This window comes from Ruegeria haliotis (genome assembly GCF_013377785.1).
GTDB lineage: Bacteria > Pseudomonadota > Alphaproteobacteria > Rhodobacterales > Rhodobacteraceae > Ruegeria > Ruegeria haliotis.
The window spans coordinates 476014-499948 of the sequence record NZ_JABXWT010000002.1 but is presented as its reverse complement, the minus strand read 5'-3'; the positions used below and the strand labels follow the sequence as shown (position 1 = coordinate 499948).

The following is a 23935-nucleotide window of genomic DNA, read 5'->3' as shown; positions in this document are numbered from 1 at the left end:
ACTCATAATGATCCGATCTTGCTTGCATGAAGTTGCGGATTCGACAGGAGTGTCATCAGCATAGGATTTGAACTCGTTTCGGCTGCGTAGCCCCATGTCAATGCAGCTACAGCTATCCCGTTGCCCACCCCCCGTACGCTCCATTCCCAAGCCCTAAACTTCTTTCCGTCATAACTCCTTTCAACAAGCCGGGCAGAGCGGCGGCAGAAAGGAGCACAGATGGTATTCGATTTCTTGCGTCGTGGATCGGCTGGGAGCGCGCCGGAGGCAAAGGCGAGCGCGGCGGGGCCTGTGGTGGCGTGGCAGACGGGCGGGCGCGTGGCGTGGAGCCCTCGGGATACGGTCTCGCTGACGCGGACGGGGTTTTCGGGGAACCCGGTGGGGTTTCGATCCGTCAAGCTGATTGCCGAGGCGGCGGCGGCTCTGCCTCTGGTGCTGCAGGATCAGGCGCAGCGGTTTGATGTGCATCCAATCCTCAGGTTGATGCGACGTCCGAATGCGGCGCAGGGGCGGGCAGAGTTGATGGAAGCCTTGTTCGGGCAGTTGCTGCTGTCGGGGAACGCCTATGTCGAGGCGGTTCAGGCCGAGGATGGCTTGCCGGTCGAATTGCACGTTCTGCGCTCGGACCGGATGAGCGTGGTGCCGGGGGCGGATGGCTGGCCCAAGGCGTATGACTATACGGCCGGGGGCAAGACACATCGGTTTGCGGCGGAGGTCATCTGTCACATCAAGTCGTTCCATCCTCAGGATGACCATTATGGGTTCTCGCCGATGCAGGCGGCAGCGATGGCGATTGATGTGCATAACAGCGCGTCTCGGTGGTCGAAATCGCTGCTGGACAATGCGGCGCGGCCTTCGGGGGCGCTGGTGTGGAAGGGCGGCGATGGGCACGGCGTTATGGCCGAGGATCAATTCCGTCGCTTGTCCGATGAGATTGAGCAGAACTATCGAGGTGCGCGCAACGCCGGGCGGCCGATGGTTCTGGAAGGGGGGTTGGATTGGAAACCGATGGGCTTCTCCCCTTCGGACATGGAGTTTCAGAAGACCAAGGAAGCCGCCGCCCGTGAGATCGCGCTGGCCTTTGGGGTCCCGCCGATGTTGCTGGGGATTCAGGGCGACGCGACCTATTCGAACTATCAGGAGGCCAACCGGGCGTTTTATCGCCTGACCGTGCTGCCCCTGGTGACGCGGGTGGCGGCGGCGGTGTCGGAATGGCTGGCGGGCTTTACCGGAGAGGACCTGATGCTGAAGCCCGATCTGGATCAGGTGCCCGCGCTGTCTGCCGAGCGCGATGCGCAATGGACGCGGGTGAGCCGGGCCGAGTTCCTGACGGATGCCGAGAAACGCGCACTGTTGGGGTTGCCGGAGCGTGCCGATGAGTGAGGGATATCCGCCGTTCGACTGCGCGCCGGGCCTGCGTCTGGCTGCGCATGAGCGGGTGGCAGAGATTCAGCACGCGCATCTGTGCAGGCGGCTGGATCAGATCGAAGAGATGATGGAGCGACTGGAGAAACGGTTGTGGCTGGCGGTTTATGGCGTGGCGGCAGTGATCCTGGCGCAGGCGTTTCAATCCATTCTGGCGGCAACGCCGTGAATTCAGAGGCTTACGAGGAGGTGTTCATGGATTTGGAACACAAGTTTGCACGGTTCGGCGACGGGTTGTCGGTGGCCGAGGATGCAGTGATCGAAGGCTATGCCAGCCTGTTCGGCCAGGTCGATCAGGGCAGCGACGTGGTGCAGAAAGGTGCCTATCGCGGTTCGCTGGACGGGCTGAAAGTTGCGGGTCAGCGGGTCAAGATGCTGTGGCAGCACGACCCCGCGCAGCCCATCGGGGTATGGGACGAGGTGCGCGAAGATGACCGGGGCCTGTGGGTCAAAGGGCGTTTGCTGGAGAGCACGCAGAAAGGTCGTGAGGCGGCGGAGTTGACCCGGGCGGGTGCCATTGACGGACTGTCGATTGGCTATCGTACCAAGCGGGCTGTGAAGAATGACAAGGGCCAGCGGGTCCTGATCGAACTGGAGCTGTGGGAGGTGTCGTTGGTGACCTTCCCGATGCTGCCCAGTGCGCGGGTGGCGGCAAAAGGGACGGATCCCGATGTCGACGACACCTGGCGCAGTATTGTCGAGGTGTTTGATCACGCCCGGCAGGAGCTGGCGCGGACCTAGCGCGCCCCAAACCCACCCAAAAAGGAAGTGCTGATGAGCAAGACCGAAACCCCGGCCTTGACCGGAGAGGGTGTGCCCCTGGTTGTTCAGGAGGTGAAGCAGGCGATGACTGGCTTCGTGAACGAATTCAAGGGCCTGAAGGCTGAAGTTAATACCAAATTACAACAAACAGAAGAGCGACTGACCATGCTGGATCGTAAATCAACCATCGCGGCGCGCCCGCATCTTGCAGCCTCGACCCAAGACGGCGCGCCGCACCAGAAGGCCTTTGACGCCTATGTGCGCTGCGGCGACGATGATGCGCTGCGCGGGCTGGAAATGGAGGCGAAATCGCTGTCCAGCGCTGTGAACAGCGATGGCGGTTATCTGGTTGATCCGCAGACGGCTGAGATGATCAAGTCGGTGTTGAAATCCACTGCCTCGATCCGCTCGATCGCGTCGGTGGTAAATGTCGAGGCGAACTCGTTCGACGTGCTGATCGACCACACCGATGTGGGCGCGGGCTGGGCGGATGAGAGTTCGGCTGCGACCGAGACGGCGACCCCGTCGATTGACCGGATTTCCATCGCGCTGCACGAGCTGAGCGCGCTGCCGAAAGCCTCGCAACGTTTGCTGGATGACAGTGCTTTTGACGTTGAGGGTTGGCTGGCCGGTCGTATCGCCGACAGGTTCGCGCGGGCCGAGGCGGCGGCGTTCATTGCGGGTGACGGTGCCGACAAGCCGAAGGGCATTCTGAACCACGCCAAGGTGGATAATGACGTCTGGGCCTGGGGCAATCTGGGCTATGTGCCGACGGGCATCGACGGGGATGTCGATGCGGATGCCATTGTCGATGTGGTTTATGCGCTGGGTGCGCAATACCGAGTGAACGGTACCTTCGTGATGAATTCGAAAACCGCCGGATTGATCCGCAAGCTGAAGGACAGCGATGGTCGTTTCCTGTGGTCGGATGGTCTGGCTGCCGGTGAGCCCGCACGCCTGATGGGGTACCCGGTGCTGATTGCCGAGGACATGCCGGATGCGGGCACTGACAGTTTCTCGATTGCCTTTGGTGACTTCCAGTCGGGCTACACCATCGCCGAACGTCCTGATCTGCGTGTGCTGCGCGATCCGTTTAGCGCCAAGCCGCATGTGCTGTTCTACGCGACCAAGCGCGTTGGCGGCGATGTGAGCGACTTTGCTGCAATCAAGCTGGTGAAATTCGGCACCGCCTAAGGCGGGCTGAATCCGGGGGGCCTTGGCCCCTCGGGCGGCGGGCGCGGGCCGGGGTGAGATCCCCCGCGTTGTCTAGCTGCTCCCCTCCGTCCGAGCAACGTGGGGCGGCGCGTGCCCGCCATTTTCTTGAGTGAGGCCCCCGGAGGGGTCCGAGATTGCGGAGTGAATGGATGATGTTGATCGAAGAAACCGCCATCGCGGATGCGGCGCTGCCGGTGGATCAGTTCAAGGCGCATTTGCGGCTGGGCACGGGCTTTGCCGAGGCCAATGTGCAGGATGAGGTGCTGAAAGGCTTTCTACGCGCGGCGATTGCGGCGATTGAGGCCCGAACAGGTAAGGTTCTGATCGAACGTGATTTCTCCTGGAGCCTGAGCAAATGGAGAGATCAGGCGGGTGAGGTTTTGCCAGTTGCGCCTGTGACTGTCGTTGATGCGGTGACGATGACGGATGCGGTGGGAGCCGAGAGTGCTGCCACTCCGGACGTCTACCGGTTGGAGCGCGATAGTCAGCGTCCTCGGTTGCGCCCTGTCGCGTCGGCTTTGCCTGCGATTGCGACCGGTGGGTCGGTAAAGATCACCTTTATCGCGGGTATGGCTGCTGATTGGGGCGGGCTGCCCGCTGATCTGGGGCAGGCGGTGCTGCTGCTGGCCGCACATTACTACGAATACCGCGATGAAACGGCGCTGAGCGATGGGTGCATGCCATTTGGTGTCACCAGTCTGATCCAGCGCTATCGGATGGTGCGATTTGGGTCGGGGGTGGTGCAATGAAAGCGCCACGTCTGAACCGAAAGCTGGTGTTGGAAGCGCCGGTTCGCAGCGCCGATGGTGCGGGTGGATACACTGAGACTTGGGAGGCCCTGGGGACGCTGTGGGCCGAGGTTACGGCGCGCAGCGGATCAGAGCGGGCGATTGCGGGCATTCCGGTGTCACGGGTCAGCTATCGCATCGTCGTGCGTGGTGCATCCGAAGGGTCAAGCATGCGCCCGGCGCCGGATCAGCGGTTTCGGGAAGGCAACCGTCGCTTCGTGATCCGCGCGGTCGCTGAACGTGATCCGCGAGGTCAGTATCTGACCTGTTTTGTGGACGAGGAGGTGGCGGCATGAGCTATGGCGTTTCAGCCGCCTTGCAAGCTGCGGTCTATCAGCAGCTCTCAACAGATGGCGATGTGAACACACTTTCTGGCGGTGCGGTCTATGACGCCGTGCCCGCCGGAGCGGTCCCGCAGACCTACGTGACACTGGGCCCGGAAGACGTGCGTGAAGCCTCGGATCGGTCGGGCGCAGGTGCGGTGCACCGGTTCACTGTGTCCGTAGTGTCCGAGGCCGCCGGATTTGGCGCGGCCAAGACATTGGCCGGGGCGGTGTGCGATGCGCTTGCGGGCGCGGCACTGACCCTGGATCGGGGGCGTCTGGTGGGGCTGTGGTTCGAACGCGCCCGCGCCAGACGTACGGGAACCGGTGGCGCAATCCGCCAGATCGACCTGAAATTCCGCGCCCGCGTGGAAGACGACTAAGCAATCATTGGAGAGAGCATATGGGTGCCCAGAACGGAAAAGACCTGTTGGTCAAAGTGGATATGAACGGCTCGGGCCTGTTTGAAACCATCGCGGGGCTGCGGGCCGCGCGAGTGAGCTTCAACGCCGAAAGTGTGGACGTGACGAGCCTTGAGAGCCAGGGAGGCTGGCGCGAGCTTCTGTCCGGTGCGGGGGTCAAATCGGCCGCGATTTCGGGTTCGGGCGTGTTCAAGGATGCGGGCACGGATGAACGTGCGCGACAACTGTTCTTTGACGGCGAAACACCGGCGTTTCAGGTGATCATCCCGGATTTTGGCATCGTTGAAGGCGCGTTTCAGGTCACAGGCATCGAGTATGCGGGCTCGCATAATGGCGAGGCGACGTACGAGATGAGCTTGGCCAGCGCCGGCGCCCTGACCTTTACCGCGCTGTAAGCCGATGGCCAATCCGTGGACGGGCGAGGTGGCGCTGACCATTGATGGGGAACGGCGGGTGCTCAAGCTGACTTTGGGCGCTTTGGTTGAACTGGAACAGGAGCTGGGTGCCGGGTCGCTGGTGGAACTGGTGCAGCGATTTGAAGGCGGGGCTTACTCCAGCAGCGATGTGCTGGCGCTGATCGTGGCAGGGTTGCGGGGCGGTGGGACTGATGTGGTCCGTGCCGACCTGCTGCGCGCCGAGATCGAAGGCGGCCCGATGGCGGGTGCGCGGGCGGCAGCGGAACTGCTGGCACGGGCCTTCATGGTGCCGGAGCAGGCATGAGCGGGTTCGACTGGCCTGCATTGATGCGTGCCGGATTTCTGGGGCTGCGCCTGACGCCAGAGCAATTCTGGCGTCTGACCCCGGCAGAGCTGCGGTTGATGCTGGGGCAGGGCGCTGGGATGCCCGCGATGAACCGGACCGGGCTGGATGCGTTGTTGGCAGCATACCCGGACAAGACACAAGGAGAGCGTGATGACGGATCGTGACGGGTTAGACGACCTGGAGGAACGGGGCGCGGCGCTGGGCGACTCGCTTGGGGATGCGGCGTCTATGGCTGCTGCCTTTGACGGGCAGATGAAACGGATCAGCGCGGCTTTTGAAGAGACCGGCAAGGATGTCGCGACACTGGAACGCGGTATGTCCGGCGGTTTGCGCAAAGCTTTTGACGGGGTGGTGCTGGACGGGATGAACCTGTCGGATGCGCTGGATGTGTTGAAGAACTCGATGATCCGCACGGCCTATTCGGCTGCAATCAAGCCGGTGACGGATCATTTTGGCGGCATGCTGGCGAACTCTGTCGGCGGTCTGGTGAAGGGGCTTTTGCCGTTTGCCGATGGCGGCAGTTTTTCTCAGGGTCGGGTGATGCCCTTCGCCAATGGTGGAGTGGTCAGCGGCCCGACCACCTTTCCGATGCGCGGTGGCACCGGATTGATGGGCGAGGCAGGGCCGGAAGCGATCATGCCGCTGGCCCGCGGCCCCGATGGCAAGCTGGGCGTGCGCAATTCGGGCAGCGGTCGGGCAGTGAACGTGGTGATGAACGTCACGACACCCGATGTGCAGGGGTTCCGGCGCAGTCAGGGCCAGATCGCCGCCCAGATGAGCCGCGCGTTGGGCCGTGGCAATCGCAATAGATAATTTCCGGAGGATGTCATGAATTTCCACGAGGTGAGATTTCCCGCCAGCTTGAGTTTCGGGTCAGTCGGTGGGCCCGAACGGCGCACGGATATCGTGACGCTGGCCAATGGTTTCGAAGAGCGCAATACGCCCTGGGCGCATTCACGCCGCCGCTATGACGCGGGTCTGGGGATGCGGTCGCTGGATGACATCGAGATCATGATCTCGTTCTTTGAGGCGCGGCAGGGGCAGATGTTCGGCTTTCGGTGGAAGGATTGGTCGGATTTCAAATCCGGCGCGGCGACGGCGGATGTGGAAAAGGGTGATCAGGTCGTTGCGCGCGGCGATGGTGTTCAGACTGAATTTCAATTGGTTAAGACCTATAGCTCAGGTGGAGTCAGCTATGTCCGGCCCATTACCAAGCCGGTGTTGGGAACTGTGCGGCTGGGGCTGGATCAGGACGAGATCCAGGAGGGTGTCGACTTTGATGTGGACCTGACGCACGGATTGATCACCTTTGCGGATCCACCACCGGAACAGGTGGAAATCACCGCCGGGTTCGAGTTTGACGTTCCGGTGCGCTTTGATACCGACAAGATCCAGACCAGCGTGGCCAGCTTTCAGGCGGGCGACGCACCTAATGTTCCGGTCGTCGAGGTGCGCGTGTGATGAGCGGGGACAAACAGGGTTTGCAGGCCCATCTGCAAAGCGGGTTGACCACCGTGTGCCGGTGCTGGGCAATTACCCGCACCGACGGGCAGTTTTTCGGGTTTACCGATCACGACATGGAACTTGCCTTTGACGGGCTGATCTTCAAGGCCAGCACCGGATTGACGGCGGCCGCGATTGAACAGGCCACGGGCTTGTCGATTGACAACACCGAGGCGATGGGCGCGCTGTCCGATGCGGCCGTGCGCGAGGATGATATCGAGGCGGGACGCTTTGACGGAGCGGAAGTGCGCGCCTGGCTTGTCAATTGGGCCAATCTGGATCAGCGCGTGCTGCAGTTCAGGGGCTCGATCGGAGAGCTGCGCCGGACAGGCGGTGCCTTTCATGCCGAATTGCGCGGCTTGACAGATCTGCTGAACCGACCACTTGGACGTATCTACCAAAAGCCGTGCACCGCCGTTTTGGGGGACGGGGAATGCCGGTTCAACACCGACGCTCCGGGGTATTGGGCCGAGGCCGAGATTGTCGGATTTGACGGCGGCACGTCGCTGCATCTGGCCGGAGGAGATGCCGCTGATGAGGGATGGTTCGAACGCGGCAGATTGGATGTGGTGTCCGGCCCTGCGGCTGGTCTGTGGGCTTCGATCAAGCAGGATCGCCTGGTGCGTGGTGGTCGCGAGATTACGCTGTGGTCCAGCATCGGCGGCGGATTGAGCGCTGGCCATAAGGTGAGGCTGACGGCGGGTTGCGACAAGCGCATGCAGACCTGTCGATTGAAATTCAACAACTTTCTGAACTTTCAAGGCTTTCCCGACCTTCCGGGTGAGGATTGGGTAATGGCAGTGCCCAAGAAAGAGAAGTCGAATACAGGGGGCAGCATACGGTGACGATACACAGGCAGGACATTGTGGACGAGGCGCGCACGTGGCTGGGGACGCCGTATGTGCATCAGGCGTCGGTGAAGGGTGCTGGCACCGATTGTCTGGGCTTGCTGCGTGGCGTATGGTGCGCGCTGGTCGGGCGGGAACCAGAGGCGGTGCCAGTCTACAGCATGGACTGGTCCGAGCCACAGGGCGAGGAACGCATGTGGGCAGCGGCGCGCCGACATTTGGTGGAAAAATCAATTGCAGACCTGACGGCGGGTGATGTGCTGTTGTTCCGGATGCGCGACAGCGGCGTGGCCAAGCACCTTGGTATCGTGAGCGGTGCGGGGGATGTGCCGCGCTTTATCCATGCCTATTCCGGTTATGGCGTGGTGGAAAACACGCTGAGCGAACCGTGGCGCCGCAGGGTCGTCGCCTGTTTTGAATTCCCGGTGGAGGAGCTCTGATGGCTACTATTCTTCTTTCCGCAGCTGGCGCTGCGCTGGGCGGTTCGATCGGGGGTACGGTCGCGGGTCTGTCGACCGCAGTCATCGGGCGGGCGGTGGGGGCCACGCTGGGTCGTGTCATTGACCAACGCTTGATGAGCCAGTCCGTCATGGGCGGCGGCAGCGAGGTGGTCGAGACCGGTCGTCTGGACCGGTTCCGCCTGACCGAAACAGGTGAAGGTGCGTCGGTCGCGACCACGTTTGGCCGGATGCGCGTTGGTGGGCAGGTGATCTGGGCATCGGATTTTCTGGAAACCCGCAGCTCGACAACCGAGGGTGGCGGTGGGGGTAAGGGATCTCCCAAACCGCCGAAGGTGACAACGGTCACCTATAGCTATTCGGTTTCGCTGGCCATTGCGGTGGGGGCGGGTGAGATCGCCGATATTGCGCGTATCTGGGCAGACGGTGAAGAGCAGGAGCGCGCCGGTCTGAACATGCGTATCTATCGTGGCACCGACGACCAATTGCCCGACCCATTGATCGAGGCAATTGAGGGCGGGGGTACTGTTCCGGCCTATCGCGGAACGGCATATGTCGTGATCGAGGATTTCCAACTGTCCTCTTTTGGCAATCGGGTGCCACAATTCTCGTTTGAGGTGGTGCGCCCGGCGCAACCCGGCATGCCGGATCACGATGAGTCTATATCCCGGATTGTCCGCGCCGTGGCACTGATGCCCGGCACGGGTGAATACGCGCTGGCCAGCAGTCAGGTGAACTATTCCAAGCAGCGTGGCACAAGCTGGGCTGCGAATGTCAATTCTGCGTCCGGGTTGTCGGATCTGGTGACTTCGACCCGCGCATTGGAAAAAGAATTACCGGGATGCGAGGCGGCCTCGCTGATCGTGTCGTGGTTCGGGGGTGATCTACGCTGTGGCGCCTGCCAGATCACACCCAAGGTTGTACGCGACGACATTGATGGAAAGAACATGCCTTGGTCCGTGTCGGGCCTGAAACGCAAAACGGCACAGGTCGTCCGACACCAGAATGACCGTCCGGTCTATGGCGGCACCCCCGCGGATGCATCGGTGGTCGAGGCCATTCGGCATCTGAAAGCGACCGGTAAACGCGTCATGTTCTACCCTTTTATCCTGATGGATCAGTTGCAGGGCAATGGGTTGTCCGATCCATGGTCGGATGCCACTAACCAGCCACATCTGCCATGGCGCGGGCGAATTACGCTGGACATCGCGCCCGGACAGACGGGATCGCCGGATCAAACAGCCGCGGCTGATGCACAAGTTGCGGCGTTTTTCGGACAGGCGCGCGCCAGTGATTTTGTCGTAGGCGCCGGAACCGTACAATATCGCGGGCCGGATGAATGGGGGCTGCGGCGGTTCATCCTTCACTATGCTGCGTTGTGTAAAGCTGCGGGTGGCGTCAATTCGTTCTGCATCGCCTCCGAGATGCGCGGCCTCACCCAGATTCGCGGGCTTTCGGGATTTCCGGCGGTGGCGCAACTGCGCGGTCTGGCAGCCGAGGTGCGCCAGATTTTAGGACCGGACACGAAAATCGGTTATGCGGCGGACTGGAGTGAATATTTTGGCTATCAGCCGCCCGGTACCAGCGACAGATTCTTTCATCTCGATCCCCTTTGGGTGGATGACAACATCGATTTCATCGGTATCGACAACTACATGCCGTTGTCGGATTGGCGCGAAGGCGAGGACCATCTGGACGCTGCATCGGGTGCGCCGTCCGTCTATGATCTGGATTATCTACGCGGTAACGTCGAAGGCGGTGAGGGCTATGATTGGTACTATGCCTCGCCCGAAGAGGCCGAGGCCCAGATCAGGACGCCGATCGAGGACGCAGAGCATGGCGAGCCGTGGATCTGGCGATATAAGGATTTGCGCAATTGGTGGTCGAATACTCACCACGAGCGGATTGGAGGTGTTCGACAGGCGAACCCGACAGACTGGGTGCCGGGCTCGAAACCCATCTGGTTTACCGAGCTAGGTTGCGCCGCCATCGACAAGGGCACCAATCGGCCGAACAAGTTCCTGGATCCCAAGTCTTCTGAATCAAGTTTTCCGCCCCATTCCAACGGGTTGCGGGACGACTTCATTCAGGTTCAGTACCTGACGGCGACGCTGGGCTATTGGGCGGATTCACAGATCAATCCGATTTCGGGGATCTACGGCGCACCCATGGTGGATCTGTCCAACGCTTATGTGTGGGCCTGGGACGCGCGCCCGTTCCCGACGTTTCCCAACCTGCTGAATCAGTGGAGCGATGGTGAGAACTATGCCCGAGGTCACTGGTTGAATGGTCGGTCCGGGTCACGAACTCTGGCGTCGGTGGTGACGGAAATCTGTTATGGGGCCGGGGTCACGGATATTGATGTCTCGGCGCTGTACGGTGTTGTGCGGGGGTATCTGATTCAGGACGTGTCCGATGCGCGCTCGGCTCTGCAACCTTTGATGTTGCGCTATGGATTTGACGCGATTGAGCGGGATGGCGTGTTGCGGTTCCAGATGCGGGACGGATACGGAGCGATCCCGCTGGTGCCCGATCATCTGGCCGTCAGTTCAGATCTTGAAGGCAGTGTCGAATTCCGCCGGGAAGCCGAGGCTGAGATGACGGGGCGCGTGCGTTTGCGCTTTGTCCAGTCCGACGCGGATCACGATCTGGTCGCTGAAGAGGCGGTGCTGCCGGATACCAGTACGCATTCGGTGTCCGTAAACGAAATGCCGCTGTCGATGACGCGTTCGGAAGGTCGCCAGACTGCCGAACGCTGGTTGAGCGAAGCACGCGTGTCCCGTGATACTGCGCGGTTTGCACTGCCGCCGTCCCAAATGCACTTGGGCGCTGGGGACGTGGTGCGCTTGTCCGAGGATGACCATAATGCGCTGTACCGGATCGACCGGCTGGAGAAGTCCGACATGCAACTGGCCGAAGCGGTGCGGATCGAGCAGGGGGTCTACAAGGCATCGGAACTGCAAGAGGATCCCGTCTCGGTAAAACCGTACATTGCGCCTGTTCCCGTGCTGCCGGTCTTCATGGACCTGCCGTTGATCACCGGCTCTGAAGTGCCGCATGCGCCGTATCTGGCTGTGTCTGCCGATCCTTGGCCCGGCAGCGCAGCGGTCTTCAGCTCATCCAACGACGAGAATTACACGTTGAGTGATGTGATCACTGGGCAGGCCGTTATCGGCTTTACCGAAACGCCGCTAAGGCGAGCCAGCGCGGGGATTTGGGATGAAGGAGCGGCGCTGCGGGTTAGCCTGATCGACGGTCTGTTGGAATCGCACCCGCGCGAGGCGTTGTTGAACGGTCTGAACTTGGCCGCGATCGGGGACGGCACACCCGGAAACTGGGAGGTGTTCCAGTTTGCGGACGCTACGTTGCAGGACCCGGGCGTGTACAGTTTGTCAGGCCGGCTTCGGGGGCAATTGGGCACCGACGCATTGATGCCTGACGTCTGGCCCGATGGATCGATGTTCGTGCTGTTAAATGACCGGATTCAGCAGACCAGCCTGCTCCGGACCGAGCGGCGCGTGGCCAAGCATTACCGTATCGGCCCGGCCACACGCAGTTATGACGACGCGTCGTATGAGCATCTGGTCGAGACGTTCGACGGCAATGGTCTGCGCCCCTATGCGCCCGCGCATTTACGGGTCAGATCGTCTTCGGCGAGTGATGATGTCTCCTGGATACGGCGCACGCGGCAGGATGGCGATGACTGGGCCGGGTTGGACGTTCCCTTGGGTGAGGAGAGCGAATCTTATCTGCTGCGTGTCCGCGCCGAGGGTACGTTGCTGCGCGAAGTTGTCACGGCTGAACCCAGATGGACGTATTCCACGGCCATGAAGATGGCGGATGGTCTGACCGGGTCGTACGAGATCGAAGTGGCTCAGGTTTCTGCCATCTACGGGCCGGGCGTGTCGTCCTATCTGGCGATTGGTTAAACCGGATCATGCGCCCTGTTCTTCATGGTGATGTCAGTTCTGCGGCGCGCGCCTTGCTAGCCGCGCCGCAGCCTGAACGCGACCGCCTGTGCATCCGGATGATCACCGAGGCCGAACTTGCTGATGTACATGTGGGGCAAACCGGGCGGCTGCATCCGTTGTATGGAAATGGTTCGCTGATGGCGACCGCACGCAACCGGGTTCTGGTTGATGAGCCGGGCTTTGATGATGTGCAATATTGTCAGTGTTTTGAGTTGGTTTTACGCCATCTGGTCCGGTTTCACATCAACCGGAAGCACAGCTGATGCATTTGCTGGCGGCCAGATCCAGATCCAACCGCCGGTCTGGAATCTCGTCACCACAGTCTTCACAATATCCGTATTCGTCTTCCCGAATGCGGATCAATGCAGCTTGCAGGCGGCGGTCTTCCAGATCGCGATTGGCCTGCTGCGCCTTTGCCATCGCTTGATTTTGCAGCGCATCCATCCGGCTGAGTCGCCCAACGGCCTGCTGATCAAGCTCGACAATCGCCTGAGCTTGCTGGCCCGAGGTGGAAAGATCGTCCAATTCCGCCATCCGTTCGCGAATACGCGTTTCGAAATAGGCGCGTTTTTTCTCATTCATTTTTGTTGCACCACGGTTCACGGGTTTGCGTTTGGTAATTTTGTCACTAAATGGCATTCTAGGCGCAGCAAAGGATCAAAACCATGTTCGAAACGCGCAGCCACGTGACATCCGTCGACCCGGTCTGGGATCGCATCACATCTGAGGCCAACGCGGCCGTAGAAAAGGAACCGCTGATGGGCGGTCTTGTGCATGCCTGTATCCTGCATCACCGCAGCCTCGAGCGGGCTCTGTCCTACAGGGTCGCGGCCAAGCTGTGTTCAAACGAAATGTCGATGATGGTTCTGCGTGAGATCGTGGATGAGGCCTATGCCGACGATCCAACCTTGCTCGAAGCCGCGCGGGCCGATCTGATGGCAGTTTACGAACGCGATCCAGCCTGCCACCGGCTTTTGCAGCCGATCCTCTATTTCAAAGGCTATCAGGCCATGCAGGCCTATCGCGTGGCCCATTGGCTGTGGCGCAAAGGTCGCTACGATCTGGCCTATTTCTTCCAGATGCGCTCGTCCGAGATTTTCGGGATCGACGTTCACCCGGCCGCGAAGATCGGCAAAGGCATCATGATCGACCATGCCCATTCCATCGTGATCGGTGAAACGGCAGTGGTGGGCGACAATGTTTCGATGCTGCATTCGGTGACGTTGGGCGGGACCGGCAAGGAAGAGGAACAGCGCCACCCCACGATCGGCGATGGTGTTCTGATCGGCGCCGGCGCCAAAGTTCTGGGCAACATCGTGGTGGGCCCTTGCAGCCGCATCGCCGCTGGATCAGTGGTCCTGCAAGAGGTTCCCGCCTGCAAGACCGTGGCAGGTATTCCGGCAAAAATTGTCGGTGAGGCCGGGTGCGATCAGCCTTCGATCTCGATGGATCACATGCTGGGTAAAGACCAGTAATACCACCTTCTGCAGGTTTATTTTGAGCGGCTGTTCTTCTTGTTCAGCCGCTTGAGCCGACGCTCCTCGCGCCGCTTTTTCCGCAGTTCGATACGTTTTTCGCGATCTGCTTTCCGCTGTGCGGCCACGGCAGGATCAAGCGGCCTGAAGGTCGAGTTTTCCCCCGGATAGCCGTTGGGCTTTGCAAGTGTGGCATCAGGGGCCATCACGGTCAGCAGTGACAACAACAAAAGAATCTTGGCTGAATTCGGGACGGTCATGAGACACCTTCGGCACGTAGAACTTACATGCAAAAAGGTGGGTCCATGGACCTAATTGGGCAACGATTTGGGTGATCACGCCTGCTCACATCTGTGCAGTGATCCGGTAAGCCCCGCCGGTGATCGGTATGGCGGGGCTTATGTTTTGAACCCGATCAGGCCAGCATGACCATGGGGTTTTCCAGATTGTCGACGATCGCTTGCAGCAGTTGAGCGCCAAGCGCGCCGTCGATGACACGGTGATCAACCGACATGGTCACGGACATCACCGTTGCGACGGTCAACTCGCCATCGTCGCCGACAACGGGTTTCTTTGCGCCAGTGCCGACGGCCAGAATACCCGCGTGGGGTGGATTCACGATGGCGTCGAAATTATCGATGCCGAACATGCCCAGGTTCGAGACCGCGAAGGTGCCGCCCTGATATTCATGCGGCGCCAACTTGCGTTCACGGGCACGACCAGCAAGGTCTTTCATCTCGGTTGACAGAGCTGACAGCGACTTGGTGTCGGCATCCTGCAGGACCGGAGTAAACAGACCACCTTCGATTGCGACGGCTACAGCCACGTCGGATGGTTTAAGTTGCAGAACACGATCACCTGCCCAGACGGCGTTGCATTCGGGAACCTGTTGCAGCGCGTTGGCGACGGCCTTGATAATGAAGTCGTTGACGCTGAGCTTCACGCCACGGGATTCCAGCTGTTTGTTCAACTGGCTGCGGAACTTCAGCAGCGCGTCCAGCTTGATATCGCGGCGCAGATAGAAATGCGGAATGGTTTGCTTGGCTTCGGCCAGACGGGCAGCAATGGTCTTGCGCATACCGTCCAGCTTGACCTCTTGGTAGTCCCGGCCTTCGTACATGCGGGCCACCATATCCGCCGACGGCCCGGTTGGGGCTGCAGCCAGAGCGGAAGCTGCGGCCGCTGGCGCCGGTGTTGCTGCCGGCGCTGTCGCCATCGCGCCTTCGACGTCCGCCTTGACGATGCGCCCGTGCGGACCCGAACCCGACAGTTGAGCCAGATCGAGGCCCTTCTGGGCCGCTATGCGACGAGCCAGCGGTGAGGCAAAGATCCGTCCGCCATCTGCCTTGGCCGGAGCCGCCGGGGCAGGGGCTGGCGCCTCGGGTGTCGCAGCCTCGTTACCCGCAGCGGCTGGTGCCGCCTCAGGAGCCTTGGGGGGTGTTGCCGAGATATCATCGGCGCTTTCGCCGTCTTCCAGCAGAACCGCGATGGCGGTGTTGACCTTGACCCCTTCGGAACCTTCCGGGATCAGGATCTTGCCGATAGTTCCTTCGTCAACGGCCTCGAATTCCATCGTGGCTTTGTCGGTTTCGATCTCGGCCAGCAGGTCACCGGAGGAGACGGTGTCGCCTTCCTTGACCAGCCATTTGGCAAGCGTGCCTTCCTCCATCGTTGGTGAAAGGGCGGGCATCAGAATTTCGGTGGGCATCTGTCTGTCGCTCCTTACCGGTAGGTCACTTGTTTGACGGCAGCGATCACTTCATCCGTGGTCACCAACGCCAGTTTTTCGAGGTTCGCAGCGTAAGGCATCGGAACATCCTTACCGGTGAGGGTGATTACGGGCGCGTCGAGATAGTCGAACGCCTCCTGCATCACCACGGACGAGATATAGCTGCCAACTGAACCTTGGGGCCATCCTTCTTCGACGGTCACCAGACGGTTGGTTTTCATCACTGAGTTGATGATCGCGCCAGTATCCATCGGGCGGATGGTGCGCAGGTCGATGACCTCGGCATTGATACCGTCCTCGGCCAGTTTGTCAGCGGCTTCCAACGCGAGCTGCATGCCGATGCCAAAGCTGACGATGGTCACATCCGAGCCTTCACGCCAAATGCGGGCCTTGCCCAGCGGGATGGTCAGATCATCCACCTGAGGCATGTCGAACGAGCGGCCATAGAGGATTTCGTTTTCCAGAAAGATTACTGGATTGGGATCGCGAATAGCGGATTTCAGCAAGCCTTTGGCGTCCGCCGCTGAATAAGGCGCGACCACTTTGAGCCCCGGTACCTGCATGTACCAGGCTGTGTAGTCCTGACTGTGTTGGGCCGCCACGCGTGCTGCGGCACCGTTGGGGCCGCGAAACACGATGGGGCATCCCATCTGTCCACCAGACATATAAAGCGTCTTGGCGGCCGAGTTTATGATCTGGTCCATCGCCTGCATGGCGAAGTTGAAGGTCATGAACTCGACAATCGGTTTCAGGCCTGCCATGGCAGACCCGACGGCAATGCCTGTGAAACCGTGTTCGGTAATCGGAGTGTCGATAACGCGCTTGGAGCCGAATTCGTCCAGCAGACCCTGAGAGATCTTGTAAGCGCCCTGATATTCGGCAACTTCTTCGCCCATCAGGTAGACGTCTTCGTCACCGCGCATTTCTTCGGCCATCGCATCACGTAGCGCTTCGCGCACGGTCTGTTGTGTCATCTCGGCGTCTGCAGGCCAGTCCGGTGAATGATCGACCACCGGCGCTGCGGGTGCTGATGCCGCCGGAGCGGGTGCCTCAACCGCCGCAGGGGCGGCTTCGGCAACCGCTGCTGCCGCGGGCAGGGCGGAGGCGTCTTCGCCTTCTTCGACCAATACCGCGATGGGGGTGTTCACCTTGACCCCTTCGGAACCTTCAGCAATCAGGATCTTGCCGACGATGCCTTCGTCGACAGCCTCGAACTCCATCGTTGCCTTATCGGTTTCGATCTCGGCCATGATATCGCCCGAGGATACGGTGTCGCCTTCCTTGACCAGCCATTTGGCCAATGTGCCTTCTTCCATCGTGGGAGAAAGGGCGGGCATGAGAATTTCGGTTGCCATGTCTTATTCGTCCTCTCAGGCGTAGATATCGGTCCAGAGCTCGTCCAGCGACGGCTCGGGGCTTTCTTTCGAGAATTCGGCGGCCTGGTTCACGATCTCTTTGATTTCCTTGTCGATCGCCTTCAGGTCATCCTCGCTCGCGTGTTTGCCGGACAGCAGCAATTCGCGCACATGTTCGATGGGATCGCTTTGTTCGCGGACTTTTTGCACCTCTTCGCGGGTACGGTACTTGGCCGGGTCAGACATCGAGTGACCGCGATAGCGGTAGGTCTTGACCTCGAGGATATAGGGGCCTTTGCCCGCACGGCAGTGCGCAACGGCCTTTTCACCGGCTTCCTTGACCGCCATCACGTCCATGCCGTTGACGATCTCGCCCGGGATGCCGAAGGCCTCGCCTCGGTGGAAGATGTCCTTGGTCGAGGTTGAACGCGATTGCGCGGTGCCCATGGCGTATTGGTTGTTCTCGATCACGAAGATCACAGGCAATTCCCAAAGCGCCGCCATGTTGAAGGTTTCGTACACCTGGCCCTGGTTGGCCGCACCGTCGCCAAAATAGGTAAACGTGACGCCGCCATTTCCCTTGTACTTGTCGGCGAATGCCAGACCCGCACCCAAGGGAACCTGCGCGCCTACGATACCGTGGCCGCCATAGAAGTGTTTCTCTTTCGAGAACATATGCATCGAACCGCCCTTACCTTTGGACAGACCGCCGATGCGCCCGGTCAGTTCGGCCATCACGCCGCCCGGTTCCATTCCGCAGGCCAGCATGTGACCGTGATCGCGATAGGAGGTGATGCGTTTGTCGCCTTCTTTGGTCGCGGCCTCCAGGCCAACAACAACAGCTTCTTGCCCGATATAAAGGTGGCAGAAGCCGCCGATCAGACCCATACCATAAAGCTGACCAGCTTTTTCCTCGAATCGGCGGATCAAAAGCATCTCGCGGTAATAGGTGGTAAGCTCTTCCGCAGAAACATTTGGTTTCTTTGTGGTTTTTCGCGCGGCCATCGTGGCGGTCTCCCCCTTCCGGACAGATAGTTTAGCGTTAAACTATCTCATAAAGCATTTGGCGCTTTCTGGCGAGGGGAAATGTGACGCAGCGGCAGAAGCTGCGGAATCCAGCTTGGGAAACGCAGGCAAACATCTCGGAAGGCAAGGTTTTTCATAATAGAGTCGAGACCCGACTATCGAATGACGATTTCATCCGAGCGGATCATGCCAAGGACGGAACGGGCCTGCTGATCCAGCAGATCAAGATCCAGATAGGTGTCCGACAGGCGACGGGTCAGATTTTCCATCTCGGTAATTTCAGAACTCAGAGAGGCCAGGTCGCGTGACAGGGCGTCCCGTTCCGATGCGATTTCGACCCGTCTGAACAGGCCATAGTCGCCCTGCACGGCGGCAAAGGTGAAATACACACCCAGCATGAAAGCCACCGAAAAGAAAACGACTGAGCCCAAACCGGGCCGATGGGAACGGGACACTCTGTTTACCGCCGTATGAAGTCTGCCTCAAAAACGGGCCCTTTGCGGGCCTCTGCCTGCACTATGTCACAGGTGATTCGGGATGTGAATCCCCTGATTCGCCAATTTTCGGACTTTGATCAAAAATACGATTGCGAAGATGAGGGTCCAAGCGTCCGCGCATGGACGCAGCCGGCTCAGCGCCATGCACCCAGCGCCTGATTGCGCTGTTGTGTCTGTTCTTCCATGCAGGTCCAATAGAACATAGCAGCGGCACTGCCACCGCTTGCAAGTTCCTGATCACAGGTCGCATCCCGACGTTTTAGCCAGGTGCGTTGTTCTTCCAGCAAGGTTTGACCGTTTCCGCGCGCATCTGCCAATGGCTTGATCTCTTTCCAGAGGAGGTTCAACTCACGGTCCGCAATTTCCCATTGTTCCTTGGCGCAAAAGTTGGCGTCGACCTGGGTCTGGCCGCCACAACTGGATTGCGCGGCGGACGAAGCAGGGATGAGGGCCGCCAGGAAGGTCGTAAAAGCTCTCATGGTAAATCTCCGACTGAAAGGGAGATTCTACCATGGGCTCTTTGAAACTGGCAAAAGCCGGGTTTCTGGTACTATTTCTCCAGCGCTGCGACACCCGGAAGGGTTTTGCCCTCCATCCATTCCAGAAACGCCCCGCCCGCAGTTGAGATGTAGGAAAAATCATGCGCCGCGCCAGAGGCGTTCAGGGCTGCAACTGTGTCACCACCACCAGCAACCGAGATCAACTGACCGGACCGGGTCAACGCAGCAGCCTTGAGGGCCGCCGCATTGGTGGCCGCATCGAATGGCTCCAGCTCGAACGCGCCCAGCGGGCCGTTCCAGATCAATGTCTGGCTTTGGGCGAAGATGTCCGAGATTGCGGCCACGCTGTCGGGACCGGCATCCAGGATCATGCTGTCGTCCGGGCACTGATCTGCGGGAAGAACCTGATGCGGAGCGTTGGCTTCGAATTTTTCGGCGACAACGATGTCAGTGGGCAGAACGATCGTGCAGCCCGAAGTCTCCGCTTTGGCCAGCACGTCAGCGGCGGTGTCTTTCATCTCGCGCTCGGCCAGTGATTTGCCGACGTTCACGCCTTTGGCGACCAGAAAGGTGTTGGCCATGCCGCCACCGATCACCAGATAGTCGACCTTGTCGATCAGGTTGCCCAGCAGTTCTAGCTTGGTGGACACCTTTGCCCCCCCGACAACGGCAGTGACAGGTCGTTTGGGCGCACCCAGAGCGCCTTCCAGTGCTTGCAGTTCGGCCTGCATCAGGCGACCAGCGCAGGCGGGCAATAGGCGCGCGATGGCCTCGGTCGAGCTGTGGGCGCGGTGCGCGGCCGAGAAGGCGTCGTTGCAATAGACATCTCCCAGCCGGGCCATGCCCGCGGCCAGATCAGCGTCGTTCTTGGTTTCGGCTGCGTGAAAGCGGGTGTTTTCCAGCAACAAAACCTGACCAGGTTTTAGTTCCTGCGCGGCCAGCTCCGCTTCGGTGCCAACACAATCGGCGGCAAACAGAACTTTGGCACCAAACGCGGCTTCAAGTGTGGGTACCAACTGTTTCAGCGACAGGTTCTCGCGGCGTTCACCGCCGGGTCTGCCGAAATGAGCAAGAAGGATGGGCCTGCCGCCTGCCTTAAGGATATCCCGAACCGACGGAACGATGCGTTCGATGCGGGTTGCGTCGGTTACGACGCCGTCCACGATCGGCACGTTGATATCGACGCGCACCAGCACGCGTTTGCCATTCAGGTCCATATCGTCCAGCGTTTTCCAGCCCATCGCGCAATCCTCGTGATTTGATACCGATTAGGCGGTTCTTTTCCTGCATTTTGCCTTCAGGTCAATGCGTCACTTGGCATTCGTGCGCCCTGCGAATAGGTAATTGCCCAAGATTAAACGACAGGAGGGCCACATGGCCGAGATCAAGGATCCCGAAAACACAATCATCGTTGAGCTGAGCGGCGGCAATGTCGTCATCGAGTTGCTGCCAGACGTGGCACCCCAGCACAGCGCACGGATGAAAGAACTGGCGCGTTCGGGCGAATATGACAACGTAGCCTTTCACCGCGTTATCGACGGCTTCATGGCGCAGACCGGTGATGTGCAGCATGGCGACATGGAAGACGGGTTCAACCTGCGTATGGCAGGCACTGGCGGATCGTCTTTGCCGAACGTCCCTGCGGAATTTTCAAAGCTGCCGCATGATCGTGGCACACTGGGTGCGGCACGCTCGCAAAACCCGGATTCGGCCAACTCGCAATTCTTTATCAACTTCAGCGACAACCATTTCCTGAATGGTCAATACACCGTTTATGGCCGCGTTATCGACGGGATGGAGCACGTAGACGCCATCGTTCGTGGCGAACCGCCTGCAAGCCCGGATCGCATGATCAGTGTCAAGGTGGCTGCAGATGCGTAAGCTGGCCGCCGCTTTTGCCCTGCTGGCCAGCCCCGCGCTGGCCACGGGTCTGGAGATTGAGGTTGAAGGCGAAGGCGCAAATGGCACCATCACCATCGACCTGTTCGATGACGTTGCCCCAAAGCACGTTGAGCAGATCGCGGCGCTGGCCAGTGAAGGTCAGTATGACGGCGTTGTGTTTCACCGCGTGATCGAAGGCTTCATGGCGCAGACCGGAGACGTCGAGTTCGGTGACCAGAGCGCCGAGAACTTCGATATCCGCAGCGCCGGGCGTGGCGGATCTCAGCGTCCGGATTTGCCAGCGGAATTCTCGGACACCACTTTTGATCGCGGTGTCGTGGGCATGGCGCGGTCGCAGGATCCGAACAGCGCCAATTCGCAGTTCTTCATCATGTTCGAGCCTGGTCCGTTTCTGGACGGCCAATACACGGTTGTTGGACAGGTCACGGATGGGATGGATATTGTCGATGCCATCAAGCTCGGCGCCGGTCAGAACGGTGCCGTTGTTGGGCAGCCTGACGTGATGAAAAAAGTCACCGTTACCGAGTAAGACATGTGACCCGGCGCCGATCGTGGCGCCGGGTTCACCCTCTATTGGTCGATAAAGCTGCGGATCGCCTGTGTGTACATTTCAGGTTCTTGAAATGACGCAAAATGGCTGACACCATCAAGGATCAATAGATTGGCTTCCGGAATAGCATCCGCGATTGCCTTCGAATGATCGGTCAGAATGGCTTCGTCACGTTCGCTCTGCACGACCAAAGTCGGAACTGTGATGGATTTCAGAGCCTCCATCCCTCCGGGTTTTTCGGTTCCCCACATGGCTACGACCCCGCCTAGAAAGGCGTCGAACCCGTCGGGCGCGGGCGACATCTTGCTGTAATCCTCGGCCATCATGCCAACATAAGCGCCAAACACCTCGTTGTTCTCGACCGTAGGGTCGATGCCATCAAGTGTGACGTTCCCGGCATGTGCAAAGTGACTGGCCAGCCGGTCAGGCGCCGAGCTTGAGATCGTGTAGCCGATATTGGCACCGTCCGACCATCCCACCAAATGCACCTGATCGACCTCAAGAAGATCCAGCAAGGCCAGATAGTCCTGTGCCAGCAGATCATAGCTGTAGTCGCTGCCATCATTCGACGACCGTCCATGGCCGCGGGTGTCTGCCACGATGACTGTGTGATCCTTGGACAGATCCGCCACCTGTGCTGCCCAGATGTCACCATGGGCCAAACCGCCATGGATCAACAGGATCGGAGTGTCATCTGCCTTGCCATAAGTGGCGTAGTGCATCTTGATACCGTTGACATCGGCCAGACCGGTGGAGGTCGCCTCGGGCATTTCTGGCGGTTGTGGAATGGTCAGCCATATGTCCTCGGCCCAGCTTGCGGTTGCCATGCAGCCGAGTACCAATGGGATTGCCAGTTTCAGCATTTTTCTCTCCCTGTAACATGATCGCTCAGGGGCATTTGCCCTGCTGAGCGCGGATAAGGGCAATGATAGCCACAGAAATGGGAAAGAGGGCAGGATTATATTTTTGATCGACACCCGGCCCGACGAAGGCGTCGATCACCAGATGTTCAGGAACTCAGTCAGGGTGTGTGTTTCAATTGATCTCTTTCGAGGTCTGCGGCGCCGATCCGGACACGAGGCCTTTGACACGCGCAAGCCAGCCGTTTTCGTTTATGTGACGTTTGTAGGCTCGGTAAGAAGGGGCCTGTGACAGGCATCTTTCCTCGTGCCATGCGCGCATGAAATAGATGAAATTCACGCCCAGTAAGGCGATGCAGTTGGCAACACCGGTCCAGAAATCCACTGCGATGAAAGGAATGGACACCAGCCACCAGCTTATGTTCTTGCTGATGTAAGATGGGTGTTTGCTGATGTTATAGGGGAAATCGCAGGCCAGACCGCGATAGGTGAGGTTGGAAAACCGCAGGCCCATACGGGCGGCGGTCAGGCAGTAGATCCCCAGAAAGAACAGTATTGTACTGCCCCAGATCGTGTAGATAACCGGATAGTCCCATAGCCACGCGCCCCAGGCGAAATCGTCCTGAACGTAGTTGAAGTAGTCTCGCGACAAGACCTGCCAGAACGGCGCATAGCAGATGAGGCAGACCATCCATCCGCTGACTGTCGTTTCTGTCCACCGAATATGTGATGTCAGCAGTCGCGTGGCCGTGGCATAGCCTATGACCACAACGGTCAGGTCCAGAAAGAACGAGAACCTGAAGAGGTATTCATAAACCTCGGGGAAATCAGACGCAGCCCACAGCGATCTGGATTGAAAAAACGCCCAGTCATAGACCAGATAGCAGAACATCAGCGGCAGGAAATATCCTTTGACGGCAAGGCCTAATAGATAGACCTTAAGGCCGCGCGCACGAATGGACTGGCGGCCCAAGGTTAGAACGACCCGGCCCAGATGCCACATCCCGTCGCGCGGGTGGCGCATCATGAAATGCACCGAAGTTACGACCGTTAGAACAAGCGCGAGGATAAGCCCCCAATAGTCTGCCAGCAGCGAGAAGAACGGTGTATACCAATCCCCCCGGTATAAATCCGCAGACCAATAAAACAGTGCCAGCAGGCCAGCACTTGTCGCCAGCCCGACCAGCTTGATCTGTAGGTCCTGAATATAGACAGGATCGAAAAAGTTTTGTGGTCTGTAGACTAGTCCGCTGCCCGGTTTTTTGTGGATTTTGGCAAAGAATATCTCGGACAAGGCCAGCAGTCCGAAAACTGACAAGGCGAACATCACGGTTTGATCTCGATCCGAGATGCTGGGCATGTCCGGCCAAAGGTAGTGCAGTACCGGAATGCTGATCATGGCGATCAGGCCGGATGTTGCCGGGATTGCCGAAGCGGGTCGTTTGAAACCGGATCGAGATGTCATGAATTATTACTCGCACACATGAGGCCGGATTTTCCCGGCTTTTTCGCGGAATTCAACCGGTCAGTTTCCAAGTGTCGGAAAGTTGCACGATGTGTGTCA

General features: G+C 59.5%; 29 protein-coding genes. 19 read left to right on the top strand and 10 right to left on the bottom strand.

Going from position 1 to position 23935, the window contains the following annotated elements:
- The first annotated feature begins 219 nt into the window (after positions 1 to 219).
- The 16 genes from HW561_RS07480 to HW561_RS07405 all read left to right on the top strand — a co-directional run bounded on the left by HW561_RS07480 (position 220) and on the right by HW561_RS07405 (position 12740).
- On the top strand, positions 220 to 1383 hold the full coding sequence (locus HW561_RS07480) for a phage portal protein (RefSeq protein ID WP_176863242.1): 1164 nt from the start codon (positions 220 to 222) through the stop codon (positions 1381 to 1383).
- On the top strand, positions 1376 to 1594 hold the full coding sequence (locus HW561_RS07475; protein WP_176863240.1) for a GTA head formation protein, RCAP_rcc01685 family: 219 nt from the start codon (positions 1376 to 1378) through the stop codon (positions 1592 to 1594). Before HW561_RS07480 ends, HW561_RS07475 begins: the two co-directional genes overlap by 8 nt.
- A 26-nt stretch (positions 1595 to 1620) precedes the next feature.
- Positions 1621 to 2166, top strand: coding sequence for an HK97 family phage prohead protease (locus HW561_RS07470; RefSeq protein ID WP_176863238.1), 546 nt, complete (start codon positions 1621 to 1623; stop codon positions 2164 to 2166).
- A gap of 33 nt (positions 2167 to 2199) precedes the next feature.
- Positions 2200 to 3381, top strand: a complete 1182-nt coding sequence (locus HW561_RS07465; protein WP_176863236.1) for a phage major capsid protein — start codon at positions 2200 to 2202, stop codon at positions 3379 to 3381.
- A gap of 170 nt (positions 3382 to 3551) precedes the next feature.
- On the top strand, positions 3552 to 4151 hold the full coding sequence (locus tag HW561_RS07460; protein ID WP_176863234.1) for a head-tail connector protein: 600 nt from the start codon (positions 3552 to 3554) through the stop codon (positions 4149 to 4151).
- Complete coding sequence (locus tag HW561_RS07455) at positions 4148 to 4486, top strand: phage head closure protein (RefSeq protein ID WP_176863232.1); 339 nt, start codon at positions 4148 to 4150, stop codon at positions 4484 to 4486. Before HW561_RS07460 ends, HW561_RS07455 begins: the two co-directional genes overlap by 4 nt.
- On the top strand, positions 4483 to 4896 hold the full coding sequence (locus tag HW561_RS07450) for a DUF3168 domain-containing protein (protein WP_176863230.1): 414 nt from the start codon (positions 4483 to 4485) through the stop codon (positions 4894 to 4896). The genes HW561_RS07455 and HW561_RS07450 overlap by 4 nt, the downstream gene beginning before the upstream one ends.
- 20 nt (positions 4897 to 4916) lie before the next feature.
- Positions 4917 to 5330 carry a phage major tail protein, TP901-1 family gene (locus tag HW561_RS07445; protein WP_176863229.1) on the top strand — a complete coding sequence of 138 codons (414 nt, stop codon included), beginning with the start codon at positions 4917 to 4919 and terminating at the stop codon, positions 5328 to 5330.
- Between the two features lie 4 nt (positions 5331 to 5334).
- Entirely contained in the window at positions 5335 to 5655 is a 321-nt protein-coding gene (locus tag HW561_RS07440; protein ID WP_176863227.1) for a gene transfer agent family protein, read from the top strand.
- A complete protein-coding gene (locus HW561_RS07435) occupies positions 5652 to 5861 on the top strand; it encodes a rcc01693 family protein (RefSeq protein ID WP_176863225.1) in 210 nt (69 codons plus the stop codon). Before HW561_RS07440 ends, HW561_RS07435 begins: the two co-directional genes overlap by 4 nt.
- The gene (locus HW561_RS07430; protein ID WP_176863223.1) at positions 5848 to 6510 is read left to right on the top strand and encodes a phage tail tape measure protein; all 663 of its coding nucleotides are present in this window, start codon (positions 5848 to 5850) and stop codon (positions 6508 to 6510) included. The genes HW561_RS07435 and HW561_RS07430 overlap by 14 nt, the downstream gene beginning before the upstream one ends.
- Positions 6511 to 6525: 15 nt before the next feature.
- Complete coding sequence (locus tag HW561_RS07425) at positions 6526 to 7158, top strand: DUF2460 domain-containing protein (RefSeq protein ID WP_176863221.1); 633 nt, start codon at positions 6526 to 6528, stop codon at positions 7156 to 7158.
- Entirely contained in the window at positions 7158 to 8045 is an 888-nt protein-coding gene (locus tag HW561_RS07420) for a DUF2163 domain-containing protein (RefSeq protein WP_176863219.1), read from the top strand. The genes HW561_RS07425 and HW561_RS07420 overlap by 1 nt, the downstream gene beginning before the upstream one ends.
- Complete coding sequence (locus tag HW561_RS07415) at positions 8042 to 8488, top strand: NlpC/P60 family protein (protein ID WP_176863217.1); 447 nt, start codon at positions 8042 to 8044, stop codon at positions 8486 to 8488. The genes HW561_RS07420 and HW561_RS07415 overlap by 4 nt, the downstream gene beginning before the upstream one ends.
- A complete protein-coding gene (locus HW561_RS07410; protein ID WP_176863215.1) occupies positions 8488 to 12435 on the top strand; it encodes a baseplate multidomain protein megatron in 3948 nt (1315 codons plus the stop codon). Before HW561_RS07415 ends, HW561_RS07410 begins: the two co-directional genes overlap by 1 nt.
- Before the next feature lie 8 nt (positions 12436 to 12443).
- A complete protein-coding gene (locus HW561_RS07405; protein WP_176863213.1) occupies positions 12444 to 12740 on the top strand; it encodes a DUF7742 family protein in 297 nt (98 codons plus the stop codon).
- Here HW561_RS07405 and HW561_RS07400 read toward each other — a convergent pair.
- Entirely contained in the window at positions 12721 to 13059 is a 339-nt protein-coding gene (locus tag HW561_RS07400; protein ID WP_176863211.1) for a TraR/DksA family transcriptional regulator, read from the bottom strand. The genes HW561_RS07405 and HW561_RS07400 overlap by 20 nt on opposite strands.
- 83 nt (positions 13060 to 13142) lie before the next feature.
- Between HW561_RS07400 and cysE the strand changes: the two genes are divergently transcribed.
- Entirely contained in the window at positions 13143 to 13952 is an 810-nt protein-coding gene (cysE, locus tag HW561_RS07395; RefSeq protein WP_176863209.1) for a serine O-acetyltransferase, read from the top strand.
- A 17-nt stretch (positions 13953 to 13969) separates the two neighbouring features.
- On the opposite strand, the gene HW561_RS07390 is transcribed toward cysE, so the two are convergent.
- The 7 genes from HW561_RS07390 to HW561_RS07360 all read right to left on the bottom strand — a co-directional run bounded on the left by HW561_RS07390 (position 13970) and on the right by HW561_RS07360 (position 20300).
- Positions 13970 to 14212: a hypothetical protein gene (locus tag HW561_RS07390; protein ID WP_176863207.1), complete on the bottom strand. Its 243-nt coding sequence runs from the start codon at positions 14210 to 14212 to the stop codon at positions 13970 to 13972.
- Between the two features lie 155 nt (positions 14213 to 14367).
- Positions 14368 to 15660, bottom strand: coding sequence for a pyruvate dehydrogenase complex dihydrolipoamide acetyltransferase (locus HW561_RS07385; RefSeq protein WP_176863205.1), 1293 nt, complete (start codon positions 15658 to 15660; stop codon positions 14368 to 14370).
- Between the two features lie 14 nt (positions 15661 to 15674).
- Positions 15675 to 17036, bottom strand: a complete 1362-nt coding sequence (locus tag HW561_RS07380; RefSeq protein WP_176863203.1) for a pyruvate dehydrogenase complex E1 component subunit beta — start codon at positions 17034 to 17036, stop codon at positions 15675 to 15677.
- A gap of 15 nt (positions 17037 to 17051) precedes the next feature.
- Positions 17052 to 18041 (bottom strand): pyruvate dehydrogenase (acetyl-transferring) E1 component subunit alpha, encoded by a 990-nt coding sequence (pdhA, locus tag HW561_RS07375; RefSeq protein WP_176863201.1) that lies wholly within the window; start codon positions 18039 to 18041, stop codon positions 17052 to 17054.
- Between the two features lie 176 nt (positions 18042 to 18217).
- Positions 18218 to 18517: an FtsB family cell division protein gene (locus HW561_RS07370; RefSeq protein WP_176863199.1), complete on the bottom strand. Its 300-nt coding sequence runs from the start codon at positions 18515 to 18517 to the stop codon at positions 18218 to 18220.
- A 176-nt stretch (positions 18518 to 18693) separates the two neighbouring features.
- A complete protein-coding gene (locus tag HW561_RS07365; protein WP_176863197.1) occupies positions 18694 to 19038 on the bottom strand; it encodes a lysozyme inhibitor LprI family protein in 345 nt (114 codons plus the stop codon).
- A gap of 71 nt (positions 19039 to 19109) precedes the next feature.
- On the bottom strand, positions 19110 to 20300 hold the full coding sequence (locus HW561_RS07360; protein WP_176863195.1) for a phosphoglycerate kinase: 1191 nt from the start codon (positions 20298 to 20300) through the stop codon (positions 19110 to 19112).
- 133 nt (positions 20301 to 20433) lie between these two features.
- Here HW561_RS07360 and HW561_RS07355 point away from each other — a divergent pair, with 133 nt between their 5' ends.
- Positions 20434 to 20940, top strand: coding sequence for a peptidylprolyl isomerase (locus HW561_RS07355; protein WP_176863193.1), 507 nt, complete (start codon positions 20434 to 20436; stop codon positions 20938 to 20940).
- Positions 20933 to 21490 (top strand): peptidylprolyl isomerase, encoded by a 558-nt coding sequence (locus tag HW561_RS07350; protein WP_176863191.1) that lies wholly within the window; start codon positions 20933 to 20935, stop codon positions 21488 to 21490. Before HW561_RS07355 ends, HW561_RS07350 begins: the two co-directional genes overlap by 8 nt.
- 41 nt (positions 21491 to 21531) lie before the next feature.
- Here the strand turns inward: HW561_RS07350 and HW561_RS07345 are convergent, their stop codons facing one another.
- Together HW561_RS07345 and HW561_RS07340 are read right to left on the bottom strand one after the other, a co-directional pair.
- Entirely contained in the window at positions 21532 to 22374 is an 843-nt protein-coding gene (locus HW561_RS07345) for an alpha/beta fold hydrolase (RefSeq protein WP_176863189.1), read from the bottom strand.
- Positions 22375 to 22546: 172 nt separating this feature from the next.
- Positions 22547 to 23836 (bottom strand): isoprenylcysteine carboxyl methyltransferase, encoded by a 1290-nt coding sequence (locus HW561_RS07340; protein ID WP_176863187.1) that lies wholly within the window; start codon positions 23834 to 23836, stop codon positions 22547 to 22549.
- Positions 23837 to 23935 lie beyond the last annotated feature (99 nt).